Here is a 22,977-nt window from a genome sequence, read left to right on the forward strand (position 1 = left end):
CCCCATTCCGGGTGGCAGTGATCCGACACCTGCGCCTAACGTTGCCGTGTGTCGCATTCGGGCCGCGCACAGTGGCGGACATGCATCCGAGACGATCATGCCGGGGTTCGCGGTGCCGGCCTCGTCCTCGGCGACCGGCACGTGCTGACCTGTGCGCACATCCTTCTTCCGGCACCGCACGGCGAGCCGGGTGCCGCGCACGTCAGGCCCGTCCGAGACTTCGAGGTCGAACTCGTCGGGCGACACCCCGCCGTGGCGCCGATCCGGGCCGGAGTGGTCGACGGCTGCTGGAAGCCGCCGCAGGATGACCAGCGGGCCGACCTGGCCCTGCTCGGGCTCGCCGAGCCGCTGCCGGACGGGACCGGTCAGGTGCTGCGCCGGCTGCCGTCGGGCGCCCGGCGGGCGGTACGGATGTTCGGCTTTCCCGACATGGTCCCGACCGGGGTCTGGGCGCGGGCCTGGCTCGCCGGGGACGGCGGACCGGGCGGCGAGTGGATCCAGCTCGACTCCGAACCGACCGGTCAGGCCGTGGAGCCCGGCTTCAGCGGTGCGCCGGTCTTCGACGAGGAGACCGACCAGGTGCTCGGGATCGTGGTCAGCTACCTCGCCGGCCAGGGCTCGACGCTGTCCTGGATGATCCCGGTCGAGACGATCATCAGGTACCTGCCCCAGGTGCGCGAGTGGGTCAGCGGCGACTCGGCGGTGGACGCCAGCCTCGCCGCGCCGGTCGGTCCGGTACACGGCGACGAGATGATGGTCCGGCAGCTCACCGACTTCCTCGCTCCCGGCGCCCCACCGGACTCGCGGATCATCGTCACCGCACCCGGGTCCGCGGCGCACGCCGCCCTGCGCGACGTGGTGTCGAAGGCCAGCCGGGAGTTCCGACCCATCGGCCCCGACCGGTCCGGGGCAGCACCGGCAACCTCCGGACAGTCCTCACCGGGCCGGATCGACCTGGCGCTCGACGTGTCGGGCCGGACGGTGGCGGAGGTCAGCAGCCGGATCGTCAACTGGATGAGCGTCGGCGCCGACCTGGAGAAGTCGCTGGCCGACAGCATGGCCGGCGAGCCGCCGCCGATGAACCTGCTACTCGACGGGGTGGACCGGGCGACCGACCCGGCGGGGCTGGTCGCCGAGGTGGTCCGGCCGATAGCTGAGCGGGTCGCCGGACGGAACCTCCGGCTGCTGCTGACCTTCCACGACCCCGACGCGCCGAGCCTGCCGTACGCCGCGATCGAACTGCTGGCCGCCCGGATCGTCGAGGTACGGGCCGCCGAACAGGCCGCGCGGGACCGGTACGGGTACGTCGCCGCCAGGGTCGCGGGGGCGCGGGCACCCGCGTCGCACGAACCGGGGCTGCGGCTGCGGCTGACCGCGCTGCGGGCCGCCGCCGCACGGCCCGGCAGCACGCCGCTGCTGCCCGTCGTCGAGTCGTGTCGCAGGAAGGCCGACCGGGCACTCGACGCCGCCAGGCGGGACGTTCGGGAGCTGGACGCGCTCCTCGGCGAACGCGACCGGTTGCGGGACCGGCTCGACGGTTACCTGTCGGGCGTACCGGCACCGCTGCGGGAGGACCGGGAGCTGACCGAGTTGTACCGGCAGGCACACGAGACCCTCTGGGCGGGGTCGGCGGACCTGGCGGCCTGCGGCCTACTCGTCGACCGGTACGGCGAGGTGATCCGCCGACGTGCGGCCGAGTCAGGGGCGGGACACCGCCGAGCCGCAGATGCTCCAGGGCCGCGCGACGGCCGGAACGAGCGACCGGGGGCGGCGCGGTGACGACGAGGTGCAACCGCCCGGGCTGCACCGGGATGGTGGGAGAGACCGGCTTCTGCGACAGCTGCGCCCGCCGGCCGCTGCCGCCCCGGCCCGCCGGGCCGCCGACCACCGTCACCGGTTCCTCGGGCTCGCACGGCCCGTCCCTGGTGATCGGCGGCCTGGTGCCGATGCCGGAGCTGGAGCCCGTCGACCCGGTCAGCCGGCTGCCCGCCGGCACCGGGGCGCCTGAGCCGAGCCGGGTCTGCGGCAGGTGCGGCGCCGAGGTCGGCCGGGCTCGCGCCGGCCAGCCCGAACTGCTGAAGGGATTCTGCCGCCTGTGCGGCACTCCGTTCTCGTTCCCGCCGATGCTACGTCGTGGCGACCTGGTGGCCGAACAGTACGAGGTCGACGGCTGCCTGGCCCGGGGCGGCCTCGGCTGGGTTTACCTGGCCCGGGACACCCACCTGGACAAGAATCCGGTGGTCCTCAAGGGACTGATCAGCAATGACGAGGTGACGCTCCGGCTGGCGGTTGCCGAGCGTCGCTTCCTGACCGTCCTCGACCACCCCAACATCGTCCGGATCTTCAACGCGGTTTCCCACTTCGATCCGCGGGCCGACGAGAAGACCGGCTACATCGTCATGGAGTACCTCAACGGAGAGTCGTTGCAGCAGATCCTGGAGGCGACACAGGACACCGGGCCGCTGCCGGTCGAGCAGGTGCTCGCATACGGGCACGAGATCCTCGCGGCGATCGGGTACCTGCACGACCGGGGTCTGCTCTACTGCGACATGAAGCCGGCGAACGTGATCCGCTGCCCCGACCGGATCAAGGTGATCGACATCGGCGGCGTACGCCGGGTCGACGACCACGACAGGGAGGTCACGCACACCCCGTTCTACGAGCCTCCGGAGCGCGAGATCCGTCGGTACGGGCCGACCGTACGGTGGGACATCCACACCGTCGGCCGGACACTTCAGGTGCTCTTCCAGGCCGGCTCGGAGGAACGCCGGCGGTACCTGATCGAGCCGCCCGAACACCCGCCCGAGCGCCCGTTCGAGGTGGAGTCGTTCGCCCGGCTGGTCGAGCGGGCCTACGCCGAACACGACCGCCGGTTCGCCACCGCCGCGGAGATGTCCCAGCAGCTCAAGGGGGTGCTCCGGGAGATACTCTCGATGCGTACCGGCCGGCCACACCCGGTGCGGTCGGCGGTCTTCGCCCCGACACCGCTGCTGCTGGACGGCGGGCTCGGTGCGGTGCCGGGGTTGGATGCCTGGATCACGGGCGCCATCGAGCTGCTCGACGTGGCGCCGCCACCGCCGCGCCAGGCGGTCGGCGGGCTGCCGCTGCCGCTCGTGGATCCGGGCGACGCCGCGGTGGACCTGCTGGCGACCGCTGGTGCGGCGGACCCGCGCGGGCTGATCGAGAAACTGCTCACCTCCGGCCTGCGCTCGGTCGAGGTCCGGCTCGCGCTCTGCCGCGCGTACCTGGAAGCCGGCGACCGGGACAGCGCGGCCGGCGCCCTGAAGGCGGCGGTCTCCGACCTCGGCGGGCGGGCCAGACACGACTGGCGGATCCGCTGGCACCAGGGGCTGCTCGAGTTGGCGGGGCACGACGACCAGCCGTCCACCGGGCCGGGTAAGGGCGTGTCGGCGGCCCGGACCGAGTTCGACGCCGTCTACTCCGCATGTCCCGGCGAGATCGCCCCGAAGTTCGCGCTCGGCTTCTGCGCCGAGCACCTGGCCGAATACGAGCTGGCGGAGCACTGCTACCGGGCGATCTGGGCACGGGACCGGAGTGAGGGCAGCGCCGCGTTCGGGCTGGCCCGGCTGCGGCTCCGGCCGCCCTACGGAGACCGGGCCGGCGCGGTGCGGGTTCTCGACGAGGTACCCAGGGAGACCCGGGACTACGAGCGGGCCAGGGTCGCCGCGGTGCGCATCCTCTGTGGCCGGTTGCCGGACGGTGGGCCGACGGTGGACGACGTCGCCGAGGCGGTACGCCGGCTGCCCGCGCTGCGTCTCGACGGCGGCCACAAGACCGGGGAGTCCAGGGACCGGCTGACCGCGCTGGTCCGGGCGGCGGCGCTCGACCTGCTCCGGAACGGCGCCGGGGAAGGGCTCGGCGACGGCGACGATGTGCTCGGTGCGGAGCCGACCGAGCACGACCTCCGGCGGCGACTGGAGGAGTCGATGCGGACGCTGGCCGGGCAGGCCCGGACGCGTGCCGACCACGACGCGCTGGTGGACCTCGCGAACGCGGTACGGCCGAGGACCCCGTGGTGACGATCCGATGGGAGGTGCTGGCGTGACGACAGGACCCGGCGGGGGCGGCCCGCCACACGCCTTCGAACTGGAGGTCGTGCAGAACCCGTACCGGTCGACCTCGGACACCGGGATGGCGGTGGTGCTCAGGGTGACGGCGCGGTCGCCGGCCGGGTCGGCGGCGTTGCCGGCGCCGATCTCGGCGGGGGTGGTGGTGCTGGTCGACTGCTCCAGCTCGATGGGTTATCCGCAGGCCAAGATGTCGGCGGCGAAGCGGGCCACCCAGGCGGCGATCGACACCATCCGGGACGGCAGCAGATTCGCCGTCGTCGCCGGCACCGACACCGCCCGGATGGTCTATCCCGAGCGGGCGGCGACGGTGGTCGCCAGCGACAGCACCCGGGCGGCGGCGAAGCAGGCGATCGCGCACCTCTACGCCAGCGGTGGCACCATGATGGGCCGCTGGCTGCGGCTGGCGGACCAGTTGCTGCGGTCGTATCCGGACCTGGTGCGGCACGTGATCCTGCTGACCGACGGCCGCAACGAGCACGAGACGCCGGAGCAGTTCGAAGAGGTGCTGACGGCTTGCGCGGGCACCTTCGTCTGCGACGCCCGGGGCATCGGCGAGGACTGGGACCACCGCCAGCTGCTGCGGATCACCTCGGTGCTGCGCGGCACGGCCGAGGCGATCGAGCAGGTCGAAGACCTGGTCGCCGATTTCGAGTCCATCATGGACAGAGCGATGGGCAAGCAGGTTCCCGATCTACGGATTCGCCTGACCACCTCGGCCAGGGTGCGGGTCCGGTCGGTACGCCAGGAAACGCCGACGCTGACCGATCTCACCGAGCACGCGACAGCGCTGGACGACCGGACCGTCGAGTTCTACACCGGCTCCTGGACCGGCGACGAGAGCCGTGACTTCCTCGTCGACCTGGCGATCGACTACGGGTCGGATGACGACTGTGCTCCGTTGGAGGAGGAGATCGAGGCGGCCCGGGTGGACCTGCTGGCGGCGGCCGGGCAGTGCGCCGCCCCACGGTCGATCGTGCTGCACTGGACGAGCGACCGGGTGGCGCCGACCCGGATCGAGCCGCTGGTCGCCCGGCACCTGGGGCAGGAGGAGCTGTGCGACGCAGTGGCCGCCGGCTGCGACGCCCTGGAGGCGGGGCACCGGGAGACCGCGGAGGCGCAACTCGGTCTCGCCGTCGTGCTGGCGGAGCGGCTCGGCAACACCGAGACCCTGCACCGGCTGGCCGGCCTGGTGGACCTCACCGGCGACTCCGACCGGCCGGTACGGCTGAAGGAGGACTGGACCCGCAGTGCGCTGCTGCGGGTCGCCGTCAGCTCGGTGATGGCCGGTCCGGAGAAGCTCCGGTCCCCGCTGCCGCCGCCACCGGAGCCGCTACGGTCCCCGCTCCCGGCGCCAGCGGAGCCGGGGCCGGACGCCGCCGACCGGGTGTGTCCCTGCAACCGGGTCTCGCCGCCGGACGCGCGGGTGTGCGAGGCGTGTGGCCGGCCGTTCGGCGAGCCGGCAGCCGGCAGTCAGGGGATCTGATGGCGGAGTCCACAGCGGGCGGTGCGGTGCGACGGATGACGACCCGGCGCACGCTGCTGCGCCTGCTCGGCGCCCTGCTGGGCGTGACGGCACTGGTGCTGGCCGGCTCGCTCGCCGTGGTCTGGGGCACCCACCGCACCGCCGACACCGTGCGCGGCCGGAGCCTGCCATCGGTGATGGAGCTGTCCGCCGTGCGTACCGCACTGGTCCGGGCCGACACGGCGGCGATCACCAGTTTCCAGACCCGGCAGGCCGGACTCGTCGGGCCGGGCGAGGAGTACCAGAACCAGATCGCCGCCGCCAGCCAGAGCCTGGCCCAGGCCGCCGAGGACATCGGCTCCGGCGGTGCCGGCAGCCGGCAGATCCAGGTGGTCGAGGGGCTGCTCGTCACGTACGTCGGGCTGATGGGGCAGGCGGACGCGCACTACCGGCAGAGCGGGCCGGGCGGCCTCGCCACCGCCTACGCCTGGTACGCATCCCGGCTGCTGCACTCCGACGGCGGCATCCTGGCCCTGCTCGACAGCCTGCTGGCGGCGCAGAGCGAGGCGCTGGAGGCGAGCCTCTCGTCCGGCTGGCTGAGCCCCGCCGCCACGCTGCTCTGGGCGGTGCCGGCGCTGCTGCTGCTCGCCCTGCTCGTCGGCACCCAGGTCTTCCTGCGCCGCCGGTTCCGCCGGGCGGTGAACTGGGGACTGGCCGCCGCCACGGTGCTGCTCGTGGTGCTCACCGCCGGCACGTCGTTCGTGCTGGTCTCGAAGGGCCAGCTCGCCGACGCGCACGCCGAACTCGCCGAGGTCCGCCGGCTGTCGGCGGAGCAGTCCACCGGCGCCGACCGGGAGGGGATCGCCGCCCTCGACGAACTGCTCGCCGACTTCTGCCCGCCGTCGGACGGCTGCCAGGTCACCAGCGACGTGTTCCGCACCGGTACGGCCGCCGGTTCGCCGGAGGCGGCGTCGTCCCCGGCCGCCCCGGTGGCGGATCCGGACGTGCTGCGCCGCGCCGAGGAGGTCGACGACCAGGCCGCACTGGCCACCGGGGCGACCTCGGGTGCCTTCGTCGTACTGCTGCTGACGTCGCCGATCGTTTTCCTCGTCTGGCTGGGGCTGCGGCCGCGGATCGAGGAATACCGGTACCGGTCGAGATGAGGCAACGGATGCGACGAAGACTCGCCCAGCTGGTCCTGCTGCCGGTGCTCGCCGTCGGGTTGGGCCTCGGCGGCTGCCTGGGCCAGCCCGACGAGGAGACGGTCACCGTCCTGGCCTCCTGGACCGGCGCCGAGGAGGAGAGCTTCCGGGCGGTGCTGCGCGAGTTCGAGGAACGGTTCGGCGTCGAGGTCGACTACCGGGGCACCCGGGCGGTCCGGCAGATCCTCCTGGCCGAGGTGCAGAAGGGCACCCCGCCGGACGTCGCCGTACTGCCGACGGTGAGCGAACTGGCGGCGTACCTGCGCCGGGGCGTACTCCGGCCGCTCGACGCCGATCCCGCCTCGTCGATGAGCCCGCAGTGGCGCGCACTGGCCCAACTCAACGGCGGTGGCGGGCTGGACGTGGTGCCGATCAAGGCCGACCTGAAGAGCCTGGTCTGGTATGTCCCGGGGCGGGTGCCGTTCGGCGCGGCCGGGCCGCCGCGCGACTGGGCGGCGCTTGTCGAGACCAGCCGCGCGCTGGCCCGGGCCGGGCAGACCCCGTGGTGTCTGGGCATGAGCGCCACCCCGGGCTCCGGCTGGCCGGGAACGGACTGGATCGAGGACATCCTGCTGCACCGCTCGGGCGTGGCGGCCTACGACGACTGGTCGGCCGGGCGGCTCGGCTGGACCTCAGCCGAGGTACGGGCGGCCTGGGACGCCTGGGGCGACCTCATCGGCTTCCCGGGGATGGTCCGGGGCGGCAGTGCCGCCGCCCTGCTGACCGAGTTCACCGACGCCGGCCGGCCGATGTTCACCGGATCGCCCGGCTGCCTCCTCGAACACCAGGCGTCGTTCGTGATCGGGATGCGGGCCGGCTATCTCGAAGGGGAGTCGGGCGGCACCGTCCGGGCGGCGGACGTGCTCGGTGCGGACTACTTCCCCTTCCCGGTCTTCGGCGGTGCCGGCCCGGCCGGGCGGGACGGTTCGATGGCGTCGGCCGACTTCGCCGGTCTGTTCAGCGACAAGCCGGCGGCCCGGCGGCTGATCGAGTTCCTCGCCACCGACCAGGCCCAACGGATCTGGCAGGGTGGCAGTGCCGGCAGCTTCTTCTCGGTCAACCGCGAGGTCCGGCCCGACGACGACACCGCCAGGCCGGGCACCCTGGACCGGCGGCCGGAGGTGACCAGGAGGATCGCGGAGACTCTGACGGCGAGCCGGAGTCCACTCTGCCTCGACGCCTCGGATGTGATGCCGAGCGCGATGGCGAACGCCTTCCAGACCGCCGTACTCGAATACCTCCAATACGGCGCGCGGCGGCTGGACTCGCTGCTGGGGGACCTGGAACGGCTCCGCGCCGCCATCCCGCCCGACGAGTGGCTGCCGGGTGCGTGCAGCGCACCCGTTTAGCGACGGCGCACCTGTTTAGCGACGGCGCACCTGTTTAGCGACGGCGCACCTGTTTAGCGACGGCGAACCTGTTTAGCGACGGCGCACCTGTTTAGCGACGGCGAACCTGTTTAGCGACGGCGCACCCGTGCAGCGACGGCGCAACCGTCGTTCCGCGGCGGCGAACCCGTGCAGCGGCGGCGCACCCGTAGCCGCCGGCACGGACCACGGGGACGGGCCGCGCACCGTACCCTGTGGCCCGTGATCGTTGGCGACCCGGGCGCGACGGCGGTGACCTCCCCGACCCGGAGCCGGCCCGCACGACGACGCCGTACCCTCGGCGCGGCGGTGCTGGAGTCCGTCGCCGTGCTCGGCACCTCGCTGCGGTTGCTGGTCCGGCACTGGCCGGTGCTGTTCGCGCTCTACTTCGCCGGAGCGGCGGCCCGGGAGTTCGTCGTACTCGGCGCGGTGCAGGTCAGCAAGGTCAACGGAATTCTGGGGTTGCTCGTCGTCGTTCTGGGACCGATCGCCACGTTGACCGCCCTGGTGCTGATGTTGCGCGCGCTGCGCCCGTCCCTGCCCTGGCTCTCGGCCGCCACCAGCGATCCGCCCGGGCCGTCGGTGGTGGGCGCGCCGGCCGGGGACGGCGGCCACCAGACGGGACGCCGCCGGAGACTCGTCGACCACCTCGGCAGTGCGCTGGTGCCGTTCCTCGCCGTCTACGCGTCCTGGGGATACCTCCAGCAGGACTTCAGCGACTACTTCTACCGGATCTTCGTCGACGCCTACCTTTCCGACGCGGCCATCTTCACCAACCCGGACCAGGTGGCCGTGGACGCGGAGCGTCGCGTCCCACTCGACATCACCAGCGCGATCGTCGCCGTGGTGGCCGTCGCGGTGGTGCTGCGCTGGCTGCTCGGCAGGTGGCAGGAGCGGCCCGGAATGGGCTGGCTCGGGATACCCGGCGCCTACGTCGAGATCGTCTGGATCTCCGTCGTCGCCGGCACGATCGCCCAGGTGCAGGATCCACTCTGGCAGTGGCTCCTGGAGCGTCGCGTGGTCGTCTGGCTGCTGGACGGTTGGCACGCGCTCGTCGACCAACTCGGGCCGCTGTCCGGGCCGGTCCGGGCCGCCACCACGGTCCTGGTCGGCGCGGCCGGTTCGGTCCAGGTGGCCGTCGTCGTACCGCTGGCCTGGCTGACGGTCGGCGCGGTCGTCTACGGCCACCGGCTCACCCCGCCCCCGCCGGGCGCTGGCGACCCGGTGGAACGGGCCACCCGGCGATGGCGGGCACTGCCCCGACCGGTACGCGCGGTCGGCACCAGCCTCGGCGCCGACCTGCGGGAACGGTTCGGCCCGATGGTGCACGGCCTGCGGCTGATGGCGCGGGCCGGCCTGGCGCCGATGCTGCTCTTCTGCCTGGCCTTCCTGTTGGCCCAGACCGCCCGGGAATGGCTGTGGGAGGCGGAGCGGCTGATCATCGGCGGGCAGGATCTCGAGTCGGTGTGGATGCCGCTCTCCGGGCAGCTGAGTCTGCTCAACGAGGCGGTCGGCACCGTGCTGCTGGCCTGTCTGCTCGGCGCCGCGGTGGACCGGGTGCTGCGGATCCAGCCACCGACGCCCCCCGACGCCACCACCACCGGCAGCGAGTCGTCGGCCGAAGACCAGCCGGCCGGGAACCAGCCGGCCGGGGGTCAACCGCTCGGAGGTCAGCCGGCCGGGGGTCAGCCGGCCGGGGTCAGCCGGCCGGTAGTTGGGCGTAGCGGGGGCGCTGGGTCGGCTTGTGGATCCGCACCGCCACCGGGGTGGCCGGGCGGGGGAGCAGGAAGTATGCCTCCGTCTGGAACGACCGCTGCGCGAGGTCGTCCGGAACGCATCGGGTGGTCGGCAACCGGGCGCCGATCAGCTCGACCGGATTCGCGCTGAACAGCCGCCCGTCCCGGTCCTCCAGATAGGGCTGACAGCCGGTCAGCGCCTCCGGAGTGGTCAGTTCGAGCGCCAGCTTCGCCCGCCAGAGGCGTACCCCGGCGGGCAGGGTGACCGGACGGCTGCCGCGTGCCGGAACGGCAGGCAGCTCGACAAGTTCGACCAGCCGGATCCGGGCACCGGCGAAGGTCACCCAACCGTCGGCCCCGGCGATGACCGGTTCGAGGTACTCCGCCCGGGAGTACCGCTGGTAACCGTCCTTGACCCCCGGACCGAGGGCGAGTAAGAGGGCCGGCAGCAGGGCGAGCAGTCCCCACCGGTTGCTCCGCCACCAGCCTGTCCGCCCGGCGGGCGAGCCGACGGGCCCGGCCGGTGCCGCCGGCTCGTGTTGTGGGTCCGGCGCCGCGGGCTCGGGTCGGGCGGGCGGTGTCACCGGCGCACCCTTGACAGGGGTTGCTGCCGGGCCGGGCTGTGGTGGTGGGGCGGGTTGTGGTGGTGGGGCGGGTTGTGGTGGTGGGCCGGGAGCGACCACTGGCAGTACTGCCGTGTCGACCTCGGCGTAGCGCAGGACCACCGTCGGCGGGCCGGTCCACCGTGGCGGCGGTGGGAGTGCGTCCGGGCTCTGCGGATCGGGGGCCCGCGGTGGCCGGGTCACGGTTCCACCGGTCGTGCGCTGGCCAACGCCACCGGCTCGGGCGCGCTCGCCCACTCGTCCACCCGCGCCCGGTCCACGCTGGGCAGTGGCACCTCGGCGAGGTCGTCCATCCGGGTGTCGATCAGCTGCTCCGCGAAGTGCGCGGAGAGTCGCGTCGCCGCGTCCCGGGGCACCTCGAAGGCGAGGTCGCCCTCGACCGGTATCCCGGGCTGGAGCACCCGGCCGGCACCGACGAGCGACTGGCTGAACCGGGTGGTGGCCCGGAACTCCCGGTCCCGCTCGTCGCGCAGTGCCGCGTACCCGATGCTTGTCGCCCGGTCCCGGATGACCAGGCGGACCCGCAGGATGATCCAGACCCCGGCGGTGTCGTACGACGTGCGCCCGTCGGCGACCTTGCCGGCGCCCCGGACGTCCAGCACCGTGGCCTCGAAGACCCGGGTCGACACCGGCTCGCCGAACCGCCCCGCCTGGACGAACGGCCGCTCCCGCGACTCGGCCCCGCCGCCGTTGACCGGCCGCCAGCTCGCGATGGCCCCGCCGACCGCCAGCGCCGCGACGATCAGGGTGCCGGCGCCGGCTCGCAGGCCCAGTCGCCGCACGGGACCGGGCGGCGCCCGGTGACTGGCGACCGGATCGGAGTCGGGTCGCCCGGTCGCCGCGGTCATCCGGCCCTCCGGTCCCGCACCGGCACCCGGACTTCGGCCCGACGCTCGGGATCGAGCCACTCCCACCTGTCCCCGACGGTGTCGAGGCGGCGGGTCGTACCCCAGACCTGCACCGTCACGGTCTCCGGCACGGCGGTGCCGTCGTCCTGTTCCCAGAGGAACGCGAGTCGTTCCGGCAGTCCGGGGTTGAGATAGTCCGGCTTGGTTCCGTCGCGTACCAGCACGACGTGGCTCGGCTGTTCCCGGGTGACTCCGCCGACACCGGCCAACCGGACCGCGTCGTCGAAGTCGGTACGGCTCTCGTCGGCGGTGTTCTCGATCGTCGCCAGTACCGTGAGCCAGCGCTTGCCGTCGGCGAGGTAGAGCCTCGGCAGCTTGCCGACCAGGCTGCTGCCGGTCACCGTCACCTGCCACGGTCCGCCGTCGACCCGCTGGCCGACCTCGACCGTCGGCACCTCGGGCTTCGCCACCGTCTCCAGGCCGCCGAAGAGGCTCGACGCGGCCAGCCCGGCCACGCCGGTGCCGACCCCCAGCCAGCGCAGCGGCACTGCCAACAGTCGGGCGCCCAGCCCTGCCCGGCCCGCGCCCGGCCCCCCGCCGTGGTTCGACACGGTTCCGGAGCATAGGCACCGGTCGCTGATCGGGCCAGTGCGACGCGCGCCGCGGCGATCCGTCGAGCTGTCGGCGTAAGTGTCGAGATGCCTTGCATTCCTTACAAGTGCCGTGCCAGGATCGGTCCCGATGAGCCAGCCGCCCGTGCCGACCCCGGAAGCCGCGCCGACCCCGGGAGCCGCCCCAACTCCGCAGGCCGCACCGGCCCCGGAAGCCGGGCCGGCGCCCGAGGGTGCACCGGCGTCGGGGACGGTCGACGCGTCCGGGCGGCGGATCCTCGGACTCGCCCTGCCGGCCCTGCTGGTGCTCGCCGCCGAGCCGCTCTACGTACTCGTCGACACCGCCGTGGTCGGACACCTCGGCGCGGTGCCGCTGGCCGCGCTCGCCGTGGGCGGGCCGGTGATGACCCTGGTCGTCTGGATCGGCACCGTCACCGCGTACGGCACCACCGGGCGGGCGGCCCGCCGCTTCGGGTACGGCGACCGGGCGGCAGCCGTCGCCGAGGGCGTCCAGTCGTCCTGGCTCGCCCTCGCCGCCGGAGCGCTGCTGGCGGTCGCCATGCAGTTCGCGGCCGGCCCGCTGGCGCGTACCGTCGCGGGTGGCGGATCCCCCGAGGTGGCCGACGGTGCGGCGGCCTGGCTGCGGATCGCGGCGATCGGCGCCCCCGGCCTGCTGCTGGCCGCGGCCGGCAACGGCTGGATGCGCGGGGTGCAGGACACCCGGCGACCGCTCTGGTTCGTGCTCGGGCCGAACCTGCTCTCCGCGCTGCTCTGCCCGCTGCTGGTCTATCCCGCCGGCCTCGGGCTGGTCGGCTCGGCGATCGCCAACGCGATCGCGCAGACCCTCTCCGGGCTGCTCTTCGCGGCCGCGCTGGTCGCCGAGCGGGTTCCGCTGGCACCCCGCCCGAGGGTGATCGGCCGGCAACTCGTGCTCAGCCGTGACCTGCTGATCCGGGGCGCCGCCTTCCAGGTCAGCTTCCTCTCCGCGACCACCGTGGCGGCCCGGTTCGGGGTGGCCGCCGTCGGTGCACACCAGATCGCCCTGCAACTCTGGTTCTTCACCGCACTGCTGCTCGACGCGCTGGCCATCGCCGCCCAGGCACTCGTCGGAGCCGCCCTCGGCGCCGGGAACGGTGCCGGCGCCCGGCTGCTGGGCCGGCGGATCGCGATCTACGGCGGCATCTGCGGTATCGCCTTCGCACTTGTCATCGGCGCCGGTGCCGGCGTGGTACCGGGCTGGTTCAGCGACGACCCACAGGTACGCGAACAGGCCATGATCGCCTGGCCGTGGTTCGTCGGGATGCAGCCGCTGGCCGGCGTCGTCTTCGCCCTCGACGGCGTACTCATCGGTGCCGGCGACATCCGGTTCCTGCGCGACCTGACCGTACTGAGCGGTCTCGGCGTCTTCCTGCCGGCGATCTGGCTCAGCTACGCCCTCGACCTCGGCCTCGGCGGGATCTGGGCCGGGCTCAGCCTCTTCGTGCTGGCCCGGCTGGTCGGACTGCTGCTCCGGATGCGCTCCGGCCGCTGGGCCGTACTCGGCGCCACCCGCTGAGTACGGCCGTCGAGGAGCGGTGGGGGGCCGATCCGCACTGTGGTCGGTACGTTGACCGACCGCACCGGCGGACCGGCTGGGCATGCGGCGTATGGCGAACGTCCAACGGCGGTTCCGGCCGTACGCCCACCCGGCGTCGGTCAGTCCGGCTCGGGCATCAGGCCCTGGGCGCGGAGGTCGGCGACGTGTCGGGCCGGTGGGGGTTGGGAGTCGTGGTCGGAGGGGCGTGGCCCTTCCGGCCCGTCGGGGCCGACCCGGACGAAGGTTTCGATCCGGGTGACCCGGCACCGCACGCCGTTCAGCTCGAAGTCGTCGGTACGCGGCGGCTGGTGTGCCGCGCGGGCGCGCTCGCACGTCGCCAGGAACTCCTCGATCGTGGTGTTCTCGTCCATCCGGGGGCGCACGACGGAGTAGGAGACGGCGTCCCGGGCAGCCTGTGGGGTCGGATAGGCGTCGAAGGACCTGGGTCGCCAAGTGCCGTCGACGTGTCCGCCGATGGTGAAACCGACCGGTAGCAGCACCACGTTGGGGTGGGTGTCCAGTGCCCGGTAGGAGTCGGCGCGGACCTCGTCGGGGACGGTTTCCGCACGGTGGAAGGCGGAGGTCATCTCCATCCGGACGATTCCGTCGGTGAGCCCGGTGCCGGCGGTCGGGTCGATGACGAACCCCTCCAGCTGGGACGGAGCTTTCTCCGCCTGGCCGGGCGGGTAAGGGTCGGGGTCGGTGGGTCGGGGTGGCTCGGGCCCGTCCGGTCCCATCCGGATGAACGGTTGGGCGCGGATGATCCGGTATCGGCGGCCGGCGACGGTGAGGTCGTCGACGGGTTCCCAGTCGAGCAGTTCGTAGGCGGCCTCGCATTCGGCCCGCTCGGTCGCGTTCTCGGGGGTGTCCGGTGTCTCGCTGTGCCGGGTGCGGAGGTGGTGGGCGAGGCTGTCCCGGGCATACTGCGGCTCTTCGGCGTCGAGCCGGATGATCCGCCACCGGCCGGCGTCCAGTTCTTCGGCGAGGCCGAAGATCGGGGCACCCCACATGGTCTTGGGATAGGCGAGCGAGCGACGTCGGGCGTCGTCCTCCGAGATCATCGAGACGGGGTCGTCCGGCTGCTCGATCTTGATTAGCAGGTGATCAGGCACCGACCTGTCGTGATTGGCCATGTACGCATTGTGTTGCCTCGGTGGCCGAACCGCAGCCTCGCCACCGCCACCGTTCGTCCACAAATCTCATCGTGTTCCGCACGACCCTCCGCCGGGCGGGTGATGAACTCGAGGCCACGCTCGACTTCGCGGGCCATCGCGCTCACGGCGCGTCTGGTCGACGGCGGGAGCTGTCTGGTCCGGTCTGCAGCTGCCGCGCCGCGTGTGGACCTACGTCTTCGAGGGCTCGGCGTTGCGCCGGGCTGAGGCGGTCCGGTCCGGTGGCGATGGTGTAGGTCTGGTGCTCGGTGGTCCGCAGGACGAGCGGATCGGCGATTGCCGGATGAAGTCGGATCGCCTCCAGGGCGGCGGTGAGGCGGTCCCGGGTCCAGTCGAGCGCGGTGGCCAGTGTGCTGAGGGTGAGCGGTCGACCGGCGTGCACGAGTGCGGCGAACACGGTCAGCGCGTCATCATCGGCGGGCTCGGCGAGCATGCTGCCGCTCATCTGCTGGCTGAGCCGGGCGAAGAACCGGCCCATCCTGCCCAACCGAACTCCGGCGGTCGTTTCGGCCCCGAAAACCTCGATGCCCTGCTGCGCCGCCGTGGCGATCTCGCCATGTGCGCTGGTGTCCGACTGCCATGCCCGGAGCCAGACGTCGTCATCGATGACGTACCGCTCCCGGCGTCCACCGGCGTCCCGTCGGCGCACCAGCAGGTCCATGGTTTCCAGGTAACCGATGGATTTGGACACCGACGCCGGACTGACCTGTAACCGGTGGACCAGCTCGGCGGCCGTCAGGCCGCTGGCGTCGGCGGTGAGCAGGCAGACGAACACCCGGGCAGTCATCCGGGGTAGTCCGGTGGCGGCCAGCAGGGTTGCGAACCGGTCCACGAAGTCCCGAACCACCTCGGCGGCCTGCTCGTCGGTCGTCGCCTCGCACGGTCGGGGCCTGCGCCGGCGAGCACGGTGGCCGGCGGCCTGCTGGGCGTGCTCGGGCAGGTAGGCGCCAGGCATGCCGTTGCGTGCAACCTCGCGGCTGATCGTCGACGTCGGCCGGCCGAGCCGGCGGCCGATCTCGGCGTACCCGAGTCCGTCGGCCAGCCACACCGCGATCCGGCTGCGGTCCTCGTGGGTCAGCCTGGCTCCTGGCATCGGCACCCCCTTACTTGCGTTCATTCACAGTACATTGCAACACCTCGGTTGAGGCAATTGCATTCATTCACAAGGTTGTTGCAACTATTGGGCCTTCAGCTCGGGTTACGCCCGCCTACTATGTTGACGGGACCCGAAGTGCAACGTAGCTTTCTGTGTGCCGAAAAGAGAAGGGATCGAGAATGGTACACGTGCTGGTCGTATCGACGTTGTCGGACAACAGCAGGTTCTGGAGTGGTCTGAAGAAGGCGCACGCCGCACTTCCCAAGGGCGCCAAGTGGAAGGTGGCGGTGGCGAGCAGGGACGGGGCCAAGGCGGTCAACATCATCACCCACGAATCCGTCGAGGGCCTGCGGGAATTCTTCGAGGCGCACGCGGGCGCCTACGCCACGATGGAGTACTTCGAAGCGGACGCGGCGAACGCGGTGGGTCTCCCGCGATGACGCCCGACGTGCCGCGGATTCAGACCCGGGTCGCCGAACTCCTGGCGGAGTACGGCATCCCGAGCGCCGCCGTCGGTGTGCTCCACCACGGGAAGGTCGTCGAGTTCGCGGTCGGGGTCAAGAACGTGGAAACCGGGGAAGCCGCGACGATCGACACCGTCTACCAGTGCGGCTCCATGACCAAGACCTGGACGGCGCTGGCCTTCCTGCAACTCGTCGACGAGGGGAAGGTCGACCTGGACGAGCCGGTGCGGACCTACCTGCCCGGCTTCAGGGTGGCCGATCCCGAGGCAAGCACCAGGGTCACCCCGCGTCACCTGCTCCACCACACCAGTGGCATCGAAGATGCGTACGGCGATCCCGGCGAGGACGACGACGTCTACGAGCGCATGGTCGAGAATGTCGTCGACGCGCCCCAGGTCTTCCCACCCGGCCACACCCACGGCTACAGCGCAGCCCTGGGATACGCGATCCTCGCCCGGATCCTGGAGGTACTCGACGGCAAACGCTGGGACGACATCATGCGAGATCGTCTCCTGGCCCCCATGGGTCTGACCAGCACATGCAGCTGGCGCGAGCAGGTGGACGAAACCCGGGCCGCGACCGGGCACCTGATCCGCTCCCTGGACGAGGGTCCGATCGTCACGCCGGTGGACTACCTGCCACGCGCCTTCGGCCCCGGCGGCAACATCACCTCGACGATCCCGGACGTGCTCGCGATGGCGCATGTCCTGCTCCACGAAGGCACAGCACCGAACGGAGAGCGCATCGTCTCGGCCGAAAGCATCCGGGAGATGACGCGTTCGACAGTTCCCGTACCGGATCCGTACATGTTCGGACCGCAGTGGGCGCTCGGCCTCGTCGTGTGTGACTGGCACGGCGAAACGGTCTACGCTGCCGACGGCAGCACGATCGGTCAGAACGCCCGGCTCCGGATCCTGCCCGACTCGAACACCGCGATCGCGATGCTGACCAACGGCGGACCGCGGGAGAGCTTCTACCGCAAGGTGTTCAACGAGATCCTGGTCGACCTCGGCACGGTCACCATCCCGGATCTGCCCGTACCGGACCCGACGCAGCACCTCGACCTGTCCAGGTACGAAGGCGTCTACGAGCGCCCCGGCGCCCGTTTCGAACTGTCCGCCGACAGCGGAACGCTCCGTCTCACCCTGGTCCTCGACCCGATGCAGGCGGAGTTCCTCCAGAAACCCGACCGCATCAACTACGAACTCCAGCCGGTAAGCGAGACACACTTCCTGATGCCACCGGCAGACCCGTTGGAGGACACCCAGACGGTCGCGATCTACGACTTCGCCGACGGTGCTGCCCGATACCTGCACACCAACTGCCGGGTACACCCACGTTCACGTTGACGCGCTGACAACCCCGGCAACCCCGGCCAGCCACTCGCGGAGGGCGGGGCGTCCGGGCTGCGGTTCCACTATCCGCGGGTGGAGTTGTCCGGAAACTCCCGGAAGCCTCTTATATCTCCTGGCCGCAAAGCCCCGTTCGGTCCCGCGCAGGCAACGCTCCGCGGGTCGAGGGCGCCCTGCCGGTGCGCCGCCGGGTTCTGGCAGGCTGGTATCCCGTGAGCGGTGACGGTCTGATCGTGGTCGACAAGCCCGGCGGCATGACTTCGCACGACGTGGTGGCCCGGATCCGCCGGCTGGCCCGGACCCGCCGGGTCGGGCACGGCGGCACCCTGGACCCGATGGCCACCGGGGTACTCGTGATCGGGGTCGGCCGGGCGACCCGGCTGCTGACCTACGTGATCGGGGCCGGCAAGAGCTACACCGCGACGATCCGGCTCGGCCAGTCGACGGTCACCGACGACGCCGAGGGCGAGGTGGTCGGCACCGCCGACGCGGCAGGGGTCACCGAGGAGGCGGTACGCGCCGCAGTGCTGCCGCTGACCGGCGAGATCGACCAGGTGCCGAGCGCGGTGAGCGCGATCAAGATCGACGGACAGCGGGCCTACAAGCGGGTACGCGACGGCGAGGCGGTCGAGCTGGCGGCGCGCCGGGTCACCGTCTCCCGCTTCGACGTACTCGACCTTCGTCGCGACACCGTCGACGGGGCGGTCGTGCTGGACGTGGACGTGGCGGTGGACTGCTCCTCCGGGACGTACATCCGGGCGCTGGCCCGGGATCTCGGGGCCGCGCTCGGGGTCGGCGGGCACCTGACCGCGCTGCGGCGTACCGCCGTGGGCGGGTTCACCCTGGCCGAGGCGGCGACCCTGCCCGAGCTCGCGGACCGGTCCCCGGACGTGGTGAACCTCACGGTCGAGGCGGCGGCCCGGCGGTTCTTCCCGCAGCGGCAGGCCACCGTCGACGAGGCGAAGGTGCTCTCGCACGGCGGCCCGCTCGACCCGGCCGGCATCGTCGGGCCGTACGCGGTCTTCGATCCGGCGGGCGGCCTGATCGCCATCGTCAGCGACCGGGACGGCCGGGCGCGGGCGGAGATCGTGCTCGCCCCGGCCTGAGCGCGCGTGCGCGCGGCGGGCCGGGGTGACGACGGCGGAGCATGCGCGCGGCGGGGCAACGACGGCAGAACGCCAGGCGGTGGCAGGAACGCCAGGCGGTGGCAGGAACGCCAGGAGAGGAAGCGGATCAGGATGCAGCGGTGGCGGGGGTACCACGGGGCGCCGGTCGGCTGGGGCCGTTCGGTGGTCACCATCGGGGTCTTCGACGGGATACACCAGGGGCACCAGGCGATCATCGGGCACGCCGTGAAGCGGGCCCGGGACCTGGGCGTGCAGTCGGTGGTGGTCACCTTCGACCCGCATCCCGCCGAGGTGGTCCGGGCCGGCTCACATCCGGCGGTACTCACCGAACCGGCCCGCAAGGCGGAGCTGATCGAGGCGCTCGGGGTGGACGTACTCTGCGTGGTGCCGTTCACCCCGGACTTCTCCCGGCTCTCGCCGGAGGCGTTCGTGCACGACGTACTCGTGGAGCAGTTGCACGCCGCGCTGGTGGTGGTGGGGGAGAACTTCCGGTTCGGCCACCGGGCCGCCGGGGACGTGGCGCTGCTGGAGCGGCTCGGCCGTACCTTCGGCTTCGGGGTCGAGGGGGCGCCGCTGGTAGCCGACGCGGAGACGGTCTTCTCGTCCACCTACATCCGGGCCTGTGTCGCCGCCGGTGACGTGACCGCCGCGGCGGCGGCGCTGGGCCGGCCGCACCGGCTGGAGGGTGTGGTGGTCCGGGGCGACCAGCGGGGGCGGGAGATCGGCTTCCCCACCGCCAACCTGCTCTGCCACCGGTACGCGGCGGTGCCGGCGGACGGCATCTACGCGGCCTGGCTGATCCGCCGGGGCGGCGGTCGGGCCGGGAACGGGGGGCAGCGGCTCCCCGCCGCCGTGTCGATCGGCACGAACCCGACCTTCTCCGGCCGGGAGCGCCGGATCGAGGCGTACGTGCTGGACTTCACCGGTGATCTCTACGGCGAGCGGCTCGCCCTGGACTTCGTGTCCTACCTGCGGGAGACGCGCGGCTACGAGGGGATCGAGCCGCTCGTCGCGCAGATTAACGCGGACGTCGAGCAGACCCGCGAGATCCTCGGCTGACCGGGTGTGCCCGGCGCCGGCGTGCCCTTGACTCGGCCGGGCCGGAGCAGGCTGGTAACCTGACGGGAACGTCGGGTTACCGGCGTGGCCTCGCGTGCCTGCACGACGCCGCGGGTGCGAGGTCGCCCGGCCGGTCCACCGACCGGCCACGGGCGGAGACGACAATCCAGAAACAGGGAGAAATGGCGCTCGACCAGGAGACCAAGGCCAAGATCCGCCAGGAGTACGCGACCGTCGAGGGTGACACCGGGTCGCCCGAGGTGCAGGTGGCGGTACTGACCAAGCGGATCGCCGACCTCACCGAGCACCTCAAGGTGCACAAGCACGACCACCACAGCCGTCGTGGTCTGCTGCTGCTGGTGGGTCGCCGTCGGCGGCTGCTCAACTACATGCAGAAGAAGGACATCAGCCGCTACCGGTCGCTCATCGAGCGGCTCGGCCTGCGGCGGTGATCTGAGCGGGGGAGTGGCCGTCCCGGTGCCGGCCCGGCGGCGCGACGTCGCCGGTCCGGAACGCGGCCAGCCGCTCCACCCGCCCAGTTCGCCGAACCCGTAACCAGGGGCCAGCGCGACCTCCCGATGGGAGCCGGTCGACGCACCGGTCCTCGGTAGTGGCCCCCGGGCCGGCCGGCACCGCCGGCGCCCCGGGCGCTTCGATCGAAGACCGGTTGTCTGAGCAGCTCCGCTGGGCACGGTCCCGTGCCGGTGCGCACCGGCACGACAGGGCAGTCGCGGGCGGCCCCCGATCGAAGGAGTGCTACCGCACCATGACCGAAACGTCCAACCCCAACACCAACACGCTGGGCACCCAGCACCGCACCGCCGTGATCGACAACGGGTCCTTCGGCACCCGTGAGGTCACCTTCTCCACCGGGCGGCTCGCCAGGCAGGCCGCCGGCTCCGTCCTCGCCCAGCTCGGCGAGACCGTGGTCCTCTCCGCGACGACCGCGAGCAGGCAGCCGAAGGAGCAGTTCGACTTCTTCCCGCTCACCGTCGACGTCGAGGAGCGGATGTACGCGGCGGGCCGGATCCCCGGCTCGTTCTTCCGCCGCGAGGGGCGGCCGAGCGAGGACGCCATCCTCACCTGCCGGCTGATCGACCGGCCGCTGCGCCCCTCCTTCGTCAAGGGGCTGCGCAACGAGGTGCAGGTCGTCGAGACCGTGCTGGCGCTCGACCCGCAGCACCCGTACGACGTCGTGGCGATCAACGCCGCGTCGCTCTCCACCAAGCTCTCCGGCCTGCCGTTCTCCGGCCCGATCGGGGCGACCCGGATGGCGCACGTGGACGGCCAGTGGGTCGCCTTCCCGACCGTCGACGAGCTGTCCCGGGCCACCTTCGACATGGTGGTCGCCGGCCGGGCGCTGCCGGACGGCGACGTCGCGATCATGATGGTCGAGGCGGAGGCCACCGAGCACACCGTGGCGCTCGTCGCCGGGGGCGCCCCGGCGCCGACCGAGGAGGTCGTGGCGAGCGGCCTGGAGGCGGCCAAGCCGGCCATCCGGGAGCTGTGCCGGGCGCAGAGCGAGATCGCCGAGGTGGCGGCCAAGCCGGTCGCCGACTTCCCGGTCTTCCTCGATTACCACGACGACGTCTACGAGGCGGTCGCCGGGGTGGCCCGCGCCGAGATCGGCGAGGCGCTGAAGATCGCCGGCAAGGCGGACCGCGAGGAGGCGCTGGACCGGATCAAGGACCGGGTCGTCGAGCAGCTCGCCGGCGACTTCGAGGGCCGGGAGAAGGAGCTCAGCGCGGCGTTCCGCTCGCTGAACAAGTCCGAGGTTCGGGCCAGGGTGCTCCGCGAGCAGGTCCGGATGGACGGCCGCGGTCCCCGCGACATCCGGCCGCTGACCGCCGAGATCGCGGTGCTGCCCCGGGTGCACGGCTCGGCGCTCTTCGAGCGTGGCGAGACGCAGATCCTCGGCGTCACCACGCTGAACATGCTCCGGATGGAGCAGGCGCTGGACACCCTCTCCCCGGAGAAGACCAAGCGCTACATGCACAACTACAACTTCCCGCCGTACTCGACGGGTGAGACCGGCCGGGTGGGTGCGCCGAAGCGGCGCGAGATCGGACACGGGGCGCTGGCCGAGCGGGCACTGATCCCGGTGCTGCCCAGCCGCGAGGAGTTCCCGTACGCGATCCGCCAGGTCTCCGAGGCGCTCGGCTCGAACGGCTCGACCTCGATGGGTTCGGTCTGCGCCTCCACCCTGGCGCTGCTGAGCGCCGGTGTGCCGCTGAAGGCGCCGGTCGCCGGCATCGCGATGGGCCTGATCTCGGACGAGGTCGACGGCAAGACGCAGTACGTGACGCTCACCGACATCCTCGGTGCCGAGGACGCCTTCGGCGACATGGACTTCAAGGTCGCCGGCACCCGGGAGTTCGTCACCGCCCTCCAGCTCGACACCAAGCTGGACGGCATCCCGTCCGACGTGCTGGCGGCGGCGCTGCAGCAGGCGTACGAGGCGCGGCAGGTGATCCTCGGGGTCATGCAGGAGGCGATCGAGGGTCCGGCCACGATGTCGGACTACGCCCCCCGGGTGACCACGGTGAAGATCCCGGTCGACAAGATCGGCATGGTGATCGGGCCGAAGGGCCAGACCATCAACGCGATCCAGGACGAGACCGGTGCCGAGATCTCGATCGAGGACGACGGCACCATCTACGTCGGCGCGACGAACGGCCCGTCGGCCGAGGCCGCGGTCGAGCGGATCAACGCGATCGCCAACCCGACGCTGCCGAAGGTCGGCGACAAGTTCCTCGGCACGGTGGTCAAGACCGCCGCGTTCGGTGCGTTCGTCTCGCTGCTGCCCGGCCGGGACGGCCTGCTGCACATCTCCAAGGTGGGCGACGGCAAGCGGGTCGAGCGGGTCGAGGACTTCCTCAACGTCGGTGACAAGGTCGAGGTCCAGATCGCCGACATCGACGCCCGGGGCAAGATCTACCTGGACAAGGTCCGGCCCGAGGGCGAGGAGGCGCCGGCCCAGGCGTCCGGCGGCGAGCGTCCGGCCGGCCGGGACCGGGGCGACCGGGGCCCGCGCGACCGCGGCGACCGGGACCGGGGCGACCGTGGCCCGAGCCGCGGCGACCGGGACGGTGGCGAGGGTGGCGGCGAGGGCGGTGGCGGCGACGCGCCGCGCCGTCGGCGCAACCGGCACAGCTGACCGACCGCGCCGCGCCGGCCGGGCACGCACTCTG

At 72.4% G+C, this 22,977-nt stretch carries 17 protein-coding genes; 13 read left to right on the forward strand and 4 right to left on the reverse strand.

Translation table 11 applies throughout. From position 1 onward, the window contains the following. Positions 1-48 precede the first annotated feature (48 nt). The 6 genes from ACN28A_RS23640 to ACN28A_RS23665 all read left to right on the forward strand — a co-directional run bounded on the left by ACN28A_RS23640 (position 49) and on the right by ACN28A_RS23665 (position 10,009). On the forward strand, positions 49-1,779 hold the full coding sequence (locus ACN28A_RS23640) for a trypsin-like peptidase domain-containing protein (protein WP_421398141.1): 1,731 nt from the start codon (positions 49-51) through the stop codon (positions 1,777-1,779). A gap of 32 nt (positions 1,780-1,811) precedes the next feature. Then, positions 1,812-4,040: a tetratricopeptide repeat protein gene (locus tag ACN28A_RS23645; RefSeq protein WP_421398144.1), complete on the forward strand. Its 2,229-nt coding sequence runs from the start codon at positions 1,812-1,814 to the stop codon at positions 4,038-4,040. 22 nt (positions 4,041-4,062) lie between these two features. Next, a complete protein-coding gene (locus ACN28A_RS23650; RefSeq protein ID WP_421398145.1) occupies positions 4,063-5,574 on the forward strand; it encodes a vWA domain-containing protein in 1,512 nt (503 codons plus the stop codon). A gap of 35 nt (positions 5,575-5,609) precedes the next feature. Beyond that, a complete protein-coding gene (locus ACN28A_RS23655; protein ID WP_421398148.1) occupies positions 5,610-6,716 on the forward strand; it encodes a hypothetical protein in 1,107 nt (368 codons plus the stop codon). Positions 6,717-6,724: 8 nt separating this feature from the next. Then, a complete protein-coding gene (locus ACN28A_RS23660) occupies positions 6,725-8,104 on the forward strand; it encodes an ABC transporter substrate-binding protein (RefSeq protein ID WP_421398150.1) in 1,380 nt (459 codons plus the stop codon). Positions 8,105-8,344: 240 nt separating this feature from the next. After that, the gene (locus tag ACN28A_RS23665) at positions 8,345-10,009 is read left to right on the forward strand and encodes a hypothetical protein (RefSeq protein WP_421398151.1); all 1,665 of its coding nucleotides are present in this window, start codon (positions 8,345-8,347) and stop codon (positions 10,007-10,009) included. Between the two features lie 651 nt (positions 10,010-10,660). On the opposite strand, the gene ACN28A_RS23670 is transcribed toward ACN28A_RS23665, so the two are convergent. Beyond that, positions 10,661-11,329 carry a hypothetical protein gene (locus ACN28A_RS23670; protein ID WP_421398153.1) on the reverse strand — a complete coding sequence of 223 codons (669 nt, stop codon included), beginning with the start codon at positions 11,327-11,329 and terminating at the stop codon, positions 10,661-10,663. Continuing rightward, a complete protein-coding gene (locus ACN28A_RS23675; protein ID WP_421398155.1) occupies positions 11,326-11,940 on the reverse strand; it encodes a hypothetical protein in 615 nt (204 codons plus the stop codon). The genes ACN28A_RS23670 and ACN28A_RS23675 overlap by 4 nt, the downstream gene beginning before the upstream one ends. 130 nt (positions 11,941-12,070) lie before the next feature. Between ACN28A_RS23675 and ACN28A_RS23680 the strand changes: the two genes are divergently transcribed. Then, entirely contained in the window at positions 12,071-13,495 is a 1,425-nt protein-coding gene (locus ACN28A_RS23680; RefSeq protein ID WP_421398157.1) for an MATE family efflux transporter, read from the forward strand. Between the two features lie 140 nt (positions 13,496-13,635). On the opposite strand, the gene ACN28A_RS23685 is transcribed toward ACN28A_RS23680, so the two are convergent. Both ACN28A_RS23685 and ACN28A_RS23690 read right to left on the reverse strand, forming a co-directional pair. Next, on the reverse strand, positions 13,636-14,649 hold the full coding sequence (locus tag ACN28A_RS23685) for a DUF5954 family protein (RefSeq protein ID WP_421398159.1): 1,014 nt from the start codon (positions 14,647-14,649) through the stop codon (positions 13,636-13,638). Between the two features lie 142 nt (positions 14,650-14,791). Further along, positions 14,792-15,781 (reverse strand): helix-turn-helix domain-containing protein, encoded by a 990-nt coding sequence (locus ACN28A_RS23690; RefSeq protein WP_421398161.1) that lies wholly within the window; start codon positions 15,779-15,781, stop codon positions 14,792-14,794. Between the two features lie 182 nt (positions 15,782-15,963). Here ACN28A_RS23690 and ACN28A_RS23695 point away from each other — a divergent pair, with 182 nt between their 5' ends. From ACN28A_RS23695 to ACN28A_RS23720, 6 genes are all read left to right on the forward strand, one after another. After that, positions 15,964-16,224: a hypothetical protein gene (locus ACN28A_RS23695; RefSeq protein ID WP_421398163.1), complete on the forward strand. Its 261-nt coding sequence runs from the start codon at positions 15,964-15,966 to the stop codon at positions 16,222-16,224. Between the two features lie 8 nt (positions 16,225-16,232). Next, positions 16,233-17,597 (forward strand): serine hydrolase domain-containing protein, encoded by a 1,365-nt coding sequence (locus ACN28A_RS23700; RefSeq protein ID WP_421398166.1) that lies wholly within the window; start codon positions 16,233-16,235, stop codon positions 17,595-17,597. A gap of 176 nt (positions 17,598-17,773) precedes the next feature. Further along, entirely contained in the window at positions 17,774-18,706 is a 933-nt protein-coding gene (gene truB / locus ACN28A_RS23705) for a tRNA pseudouridine(55) synthase TruB (protein ID WP_421404609.1), read from the forward strand. A 132-nt stretch (positions 18,707-18,838) separates the two neighbouring features. Beyond that, positions 18,839-19,786, forward strand: coding sequence for a bifunctional riboflavin kinase/FAD synthetase (locus tag ACN28A_RS23710; RefSeq protein ID WP_421398168.1), 948 nt, complete (start codon positions 18,839-18,841; stop codon positions 19,784-19,786). 182 nt (positions 19,787-19,968) lie between these two features. Beyond that, the gene (gene rpsO, locus ACN28A_RS23715; RefSeq protein WP_278060365.1) at positions 19,969-20,238 is read left to right on the forward strand and encodes a 30S ribosomal protein S15; all 270 of its coding nucleotides are present in this window, start codon (positions 19,969-19,971) and stop codon (positions 20,236-20,238) included. A gap of 314 nt (positions 20,239-20,552) precedes the next feature. Further along, positions 20,553-22,943: a polyribonucleotide nucleotidyltransferase gene (locus ACN28A_RS23720; RefSeq protein ID WP_421398171.1), complete on the forward strand. Its 2,391-nt coding sequence runs from the start codon at positions 20,553-20,555 to the stop codon at positions 22,941-22,943. The last annotated feature ends 34 nt before the right edge of the window (positions 22,944-22,977 follow it).

Source organism: Plantactinospora sp. WMMB782, from assembly GCF_049179135.1.
Lineage (GTDB): Bacteria > Actinomycetota > Actinomycetes > Mycobacteriales > Micromonosporaceae > Plantactinospora.